The sequence below is a fragment of the Sphingomonas sp. AP28 genome, assembly GCF_056680455.1.
Map to the genome: position 1 here is coordinate 2,316,097 of NZ_CM155283.1, position 6,404 is coordinate 2,322,500.

Annotated in this window: 2 protein-coding genes, 3 tRNA genes and 2 rRNA genes (1 of these 7 running past the window's edge); 1 reads left to right on the forward strand and 6 read right to left on the reverse strand. The window is 57.3% G+C overall.

Going from position 1 to position 6,404, the window contains the following annotated elements; translation table 11 throughout:
- Positions 1-25: 25 nt before the first annotated feature.
- Positions 26-1,228: an MFS transporter gene (locus AC1MH0_RS10535; protein WP_480962741.1), complete on the reverse strand. Its 1,203-nt coding sequence runs from the start codon at positions 1,226-1,228 to the stop codon at positions 26-28.
- Between the two features lie 105 nt (positions 1,229-1,333).
- Here AC1MH0_RS10535 and AC1MH0_RS10540 point away from each other — a divergent pair, with 105 nt between their 5' ends.
- Positions 1,334-1,951, forward strand: a complete 618-nt coding sequence (locus AC1MH0_RS10540) for a TetR/AcrR family transcriptional regulator (protein WP_480962742.1) — start codon at positions 1,334-1,336, stop codon at positions 1,949-1,951.
- 535 nt (positions 1,952-2,486) lie between these two features.
- Here the strand turns inward: AC1MH0_RS10540 and AC1MH0_RS10545 are convergent.
- The 5 genes from AC1MH0_RS10545 to AC1MH0_RS10565 form a co-directional block, all read right to left on the reverse strand.
- A tRNA-Met gene (locus AC1MH0_RS10545) sits at positions 2,487-2,563 on the reverse strand.
- 123 nt (positions 2,564-2,686) lie between these two features.
- Positions 2,687-2,801: ribosomal RNA gene (gene rrf, locus AC1MH0_RS10550) — 5S ribosomal RNA — on the reverse strand.
- Positions 2,802-3,025: 224 nt separating this feature from the next.
- Positions 3,026-5,821, reverse strand: a 23S ribosomal RNA gene (locus tag AC1MH0_RS10555).
- A 460-nt stretch (positions 5,822-6,281) separates the two neighbouring features.
- Positions 6,282-6,357 (reverse strand) — tRNA-Ala (locus AC1MH0_RS10560).
- A 15-nt stretch (positions 6,358-6,372) separates the two neighbouring features.
- A tRNA-Ile gene (locus AC1MH0_RS10565) sits at positions 6,373-6,404 on the reverse strand (it continues 45 nt past the right edge of the window).

The following is a 6,404-nucleotide window of genomic DNA, read 5'->3' on the forward strand; positions in this document are numbered from 1 at the left end:
GTCAATTGATTCCGCGACCTGTGCTTCAATCGAATGCCCTCGGACCGGACTTGAAGGCGTGACGGCTTGCGCGGGATGCGAGCAACAGGGCGAACAGCGTCGGCGCAAGGACGGCCCAAGCAAGCGCCCCTGCACCCAGATGATCGAGCAGCACGCCGCCGACGATCCCGCCCGTGGCGATCGCGCTGTTCCATACTGTCGTCAGCATCGCATTCGCCAGATCGATGCCCTCCCCCGCGGCATCGGCAAGCGCGGTCTGAAGCTGGGTCGCCGCGCCGCCGAACGACAGCCCCCACAGAATCGTCGCAACGCTCATCACCTCGGGGGTTGCGGCAAACAGCCCGAACGCTAGGGAAACGACAGCGAACACCGCAAGGCTGACGAGCACGAGCGGCCGCAACGCCCGATCGATCAGCACGCCCGTGACCCAGATTCCGACTAGCGCGGCAAGTCCGAACTCGAGCAGGACGAGGTCGAGCCTGCCTTGCGCGCCCGATAGCGCAGCGATCGGGGAGATATAGGTATAGAGGATGTTGTGCGCCGTAATCCACGCGAACAGCGTGACCAAGACGGTCCGTACGCCGGGTGTGCCGAACACGCGCGCGATCGACAATCGCTGCTCAGTAGGCTGTCCGGGGAAATCCGGCACCTGCCACACCACCCAACCGATCAGGCCGAGCGTGGTGATCGGCATGAGCCCGAACGCCATGCGCCAGCCAAGCGTCGTGCCCAGCATCGCCCCGAGGGGCACGCCTATCGACAGCGCCAGCGGCGTACCGACCATCGCGATCGCGAGCGCCTTGCCCCGCAGCGGCGCGACGACCATCCGCCGTGCATATCCCGCGATGATCCCCCAACCGAGGCCCGCGGCGACCCCGCCCATGAACCGCGCCACCAGTGTCAGCGCGTAGGAGGTGGATATGGCGGTCACACAGTTGAAGATCAGGAAGCCGAAAATCGCGACCAGCAACGTCGGTTTGCGGCGCCACCCTTGCGTGTACAGCGTCAGCGGGATCGCCGCGAGCAAGGAGCCGACGGCATAGACCGTGATCGTTTGCCCGGCGAGCGACTCCGATACGTCCAGCCCCGCTGCCATGTGCGGCAACAGCCCGGCAGGAAGCGTCTCGGTCAGGATTGCGGTGAAGCCGGTCATCGCCAGCGCCAGCAGTGCTGAGATCGGCAGCGTCTCGCTCGCGCCGGCTTCGGTCGGACTCGATTTTGGAGGCACGGAACACTCACTTCTGGATCGACTGATCCAAGGCATTCAAGGACCGAAGGCCGCTTGTCAACGAATAATGGATCGACTAATCCACAACGCCAGGAGCGGAGAATTATGGCACTGAGCGGACGACCGCGTGGCTTTGACCGGGATGCGGCGCTGGACAGCGCGATGCACCTGTTCTGGGAGCACGGGTATGAGGGCACATCGCTCCTCACGCTGCGTCACGCGATGGGCGACATTTCGTCAGCGAGTTTCTATGCCGCATTCGGCTCGAAGGAGGCGCTGTATCGGGAAACGCTGGCGCGGTATCTGGACCTGCATGGCCGCATCGTCGACGCGCTCGACGACGAACGATTGCCGCCGCGCGCACGGCTGGAACAGGCATTGATGGCGTCGGTCGCGGTACAGACCGACCTTGCGCATCCCACCGGTTGCATGGTCACGTTGTCCGGAATGATCTCATCCGAGGCAAGCGAGCCGGTCCGGGCGCTGACCCGATCCGAGCGCGACGTCACCCGGAAGGCGCTACACCGATGTATCACTGCCGGCGTGAACGCGGGCGATCTCGACTCCGCCACAGATGTCACGGGGTTGGTCGCGCTGTACGACGGACTCGTGCTGGGTATTTCGATACAAGCGCGAGACGCGGTACCCGCAAACGCCATACGATCAGGGGTCAAGCACGCAATGGCCGCGTGGGACGACAGCATCCGCAGTTCGTGCACCTGACTTGGCTTCTTCCATCATGGCCTTTCCGCTTGGCCCCCAAGCAGACACTCGCGAACTCTTCCCAGCTCTCCAACTTCGGCCGTCAGTTCATTTTCGCCGCAGTGGTTTGATTACCGGTATTTACCACCGGACGCGAAGATCCTTGGCGTAGGCTTATCCGGCGACGCATCATGGAGTGAAGGTCTGGTCGCGATCGCTGAGAGAACGGCTCAGCCTACTGCCCGATTTCGGGTGACACCCCTAGCGCAAGCAGCTAAGTCTGCGATATGGCTGCACTTCATACTCTGCATGTGTCTTTAACGAAGACAATATGTGACTACGTGCGTAGTCAGGTGGCTTTGGGATATTACGATCGCGCAAGCGAAGTTGTTCGTGATGCTCTGCAAATCCATGCGGCGAGTAGAAATATAGATCTTTCAGCAGAGATTGTTGAATCGCCGCCATCTCGGATGCGAAGCAACTCGAACGCACCATAGCTCGGTAAAAACGACGACGCCGCCCGTAAGGGCGGCGTGGTGTCGAGGTTCTATAGTATTGGTTGCGGGGACAGGATTTGAACCTGTGACCTTCAGGTTATGAGCCTGACGAGCTACCGGGCTGCTCCACCCCGCGCCAAGATCCCATCAAGCTGTGCTTTGATGGGGCCCGAGTGTCCGCATGTGCGGAACTGAGTGTATGAGACGTTTGTGAATGGGTTTGTGATATGGTGTGAATGCATGTTGCACGAGCTTCAATGCCTGGCGACGACCTACTCTTCCATCGCTTGAGCGATAGTACCATTGGCGCAGTCGGGTTTCACGGCCGAGTTCGGAATGGGATCGGGTGGGACACCGACGCTATAGCCACCAGGCAATGGAGCCGGTGCGACATGCGTTTGCGTTCATATCTGGGTCCCTCGGGTTTCGCCTTGCGGCGAAGCCTGAGGGTTTTAAAATCGATACCGTGCAAGGTTAGTGGTATATTTGTGACCAATCCCTCGACGGCGAGGGGATTGGCAATCTGGCGTCGTCTTAATCATCCGCACTATCGAATGGCTAGCTGGTTGCCCAGTGTTGTCATTGATGGTGTGAGACTCTCAAGCGCGAATAGAGCAATTAGTATCGGTTAGCTCCATGCGTTACCGCACTTCTACATCCGATCTATCAACGTCGTGGTCTCCGACGGCTCTATGAAATCTTATCTCGAGGGAGGCTTCCCGCTTAGATGCTTTCAGCGGTTATCCCGTCCATACATAGCTACCCAGCTGCGCTCCTGGCGGAACGACTGGTACACCAGAGGTATGTTCAACCCGGTCCTCTCGTACTAGGGTCAACTCCTCTCAAATTTCGACGCCCACGGCAGATAGGGACCAAACTGTCTCGCGACGTTCTGAACCCAGCTCACGTACCACTTTAATTGGCGAACAGCCAAACCCTTGGGACCTGCTCCAGCCCCAGGATGTGATGAGCCGACATCGAGGTGCCAAACAACCCCGTCGATATGAGCTCTTGGGGGTTATCAGCCTGTTATCCCCGGCGTACCTTTTATCCGTTGAGCGATGGCCCTTCCACGAGGGACCACCGGATCACTATGACCGACTTTCGTCTCTGCTCGACTTGTCAGTCTCGCAGTCAGGCGGGCTTATGCCATTGCACTCTAACAGACGGTTTCCGACCGTCCTGAGCCCACCATTGCGCGCCTCCGTTACTCTTTAGGAGGCGACCGCCCCAGTCAAACTACCCGCCACAGAGGGTCCCTGTTCCGGCTTACGGAACGAGGTTAGACATCAGAAACAAACAGGGTGGTATTTCACCTATGGCTCCACATCAGCTGGCGCCGATGCTTCAAAGCCTCCCACCTATGCTACACAGTTTCTTCCTAATGCCACTCTGAAGCTGCAGTAAAGGTGCACGGGGTCTTTCCGTCTAACCGCGGGTACTCCGCATCTTCACGGAGAATTCAATTTCGCTGAGCATGTCCTGGAGACAGTGGGGAAGTCGTTACGCCATTCGTGCAGGTCGGAACTTACCCGACAAGGAATTTCGCTACCTTAGGACCGTTATAGTTACGGCCGCCGTTTACCTGGGCTTCATTTCAGAGCTTGCACCCCTCCACTTAACCTTCAGGCACCGGGCAGGCGTCAGGCCCTATACGTCGTCTTGAAGCCGACTTAGCAGAGCCCTGTGTTTTTGCTAAACAGTCGCTACCCCCTGGCCTGTGCCCCCTCAAAGTGCTTGCGCATAGTGAGGGCCTCCTTCTTCCGAAGGTACGGAGGCAATTTGCCGAGTTCCTTCAGGACACTTCTCTCAAGCGCCTTGGTATACTCTACCTGACCACCTGTGTCGGTTTCGGGTACGGTCTATACGGTGGGGCTATTTCCTGGAACCATTTCGAAGCCATCCCAATCCGATAAGGGATGACAACACACATGATCCGTCACACACCACCAGGCCCACGAATATTAACGTGGTTCCCATCGACTACCCCCTTCGGGCTCGTCTTAGGGGCCGGCTCACCCTGCGCGGATTAGCCTTGCGCAGGAACCCTTGGTCTTTCGGCGAGAGGGCATCTCACCCTCTTTATCGCTACTCATGTCTGCATTCGCACTTCCGATACCTCCACGACCCATTACCAGATCGCTTCACAGGCTTACGGAACGCTCCGCTACCGCGTACCACATCAGTGGCACACCCTAAGCTTCGGCACGTATCTTGAGCCCCGTTACATCTTCGCCGCAGGACCTCTTGCTTAGACCAGTGAGCTGTTACGCTTTCTTTAAAGGATGGCTGCTTCTAAGCCAACCTCCTGGTTGTTTTGGAAGTCCCACATGCTTTCCCACTTAGATACGATTTGGGGGCCTTAGCTGTAGGTCAGGGCTGTTTCCCTTTTGACGACGGACCTTAGCACCCGCCGTCTGTCTCCCGCATATCACTCTTAGGTATTCGGAGTTTGGTTAGGTTTGGTAGATCTCGCGACCCCCTAGCCCATCCAGTGCTCTACCCCCTAAGGTGTTCGTGCGAGGCACTACCTCAATAGTTTTCGCGGAGAACCAGCTATTTCCCGGCTTGATTGGCCTTTCACCCCTAAACACAACTCATCCGGTAACTTTTCAACGTTAATCGGTTCGGACCTCCAGTGCATGTTACTGCACCTTCATCCTGGTCATGCCTAGATCGCCGGGTTTCGGGTCTAATACATCAAACTCTGGCGCCCTATTCAGACTCGCTTTCGCTGCGCCTACACCTATCGGCTTAAGCTTGCTTGATACATTAAGTCACAGACCCATTATGCAAGAGGTACGCTGTCAGGCCATAAAAGCCCTCCAACTGCTTGTAGGCAATCCGTTTCAGGTACTGTTTCACTCCCCTCATCGGGGTGCTTTTCACCTTTCCCTCACGGTACTAGTTCGCTATCGGTCACATACGAGTATTTAGGCTTGGAGGGTGGTCCCCCCATGTTCAGACAGAATTTCACGTGTTCCGCCCTACTCGAGTCCTGAATTCTCACTTTCGTATACGGGGCTGTCACCCGCTATGGCGCTACTTTCCAGAAGCTTCTACTAGTTGAAATTCAGGCACTGGCCTGGTCCGCGTTCGCTCGCCACTACTAACGGAATCTCGGTTGATGTCTTTTCCTCCAGCTACTGAGATGTTTCAGTTCGCCGGGTTCGCTTCACGAAGCCTATGTATTCAGCTAAGTGATACCTAACCTAATTAACTCGACCTGTGCGTTACCGCGCAGGTAGAATTAATCGGGATAGGTGGGTTTCCCCATTCGGAAATCGTCGGGTCAAAGCTTGCTCACAGCTCACCGACGCTTATCGCAGCGTGCCACGTCCTTCATCGCCTGTATGTGCCAAGGCATCCACGAATTGCCCTTACCTCACGCTTGAGAGTCCACACCACCAACGACATCACTGGGTGTCCTTTCGGATCACCAACTCGGCAGAGCAGTGCGCGTTGGCCTTTGTCAGGTGCGGATGATTATAATCTCAGCCAGATTATTAGTATGATGATGTCGATATCTGGAGCCTCGAACCGCTCGTCCAGATCGCCTTGCACAAAAGTGCCTTGCGAACCGCCGAAGCAATCCTCGTCTCCAAAATCGAGCACCTCACGGCATCGATTTTAAAAAACCCATTCACAATGTCAAATACGGGTCGTCTCGACCCAATCACCGTGCTCTCGCACGGCGAACCGTTTCTCTTCATCTCTAGGTTGTGGCTGATGGTGCGTATCTCGCGAGCCCGTCAGTCGCGGCGAAGCCGCGCCCTGTGGGCGCGCTTTGCGGCGCTGGCCGTTCTTGTCGTAGTGCGCGGCAGCTTTGCTGCCTCGTCTCTTCGACTGCGAAATGGTGGAGCCTATCGGGATCGAACCGATGACCTGATGCTTGCAAAGCAACCGCTCTCCCAGCTGAGCTAAGGCCCCAAACGCACTTGTGTGTGGTGGGCCTAGGTGGATTCGAACCACCGACC

Bases quoted from the DNA above. Each gene is read 5' to 3' on its own strand.
- AC1MH0_RS10540 (WP_480962742.1), top strand. From the start codon at position 1,334: ATGGCACTGAGCGGACGACCGCGTGGCTTTGACCGGGATGCGGCGCTG.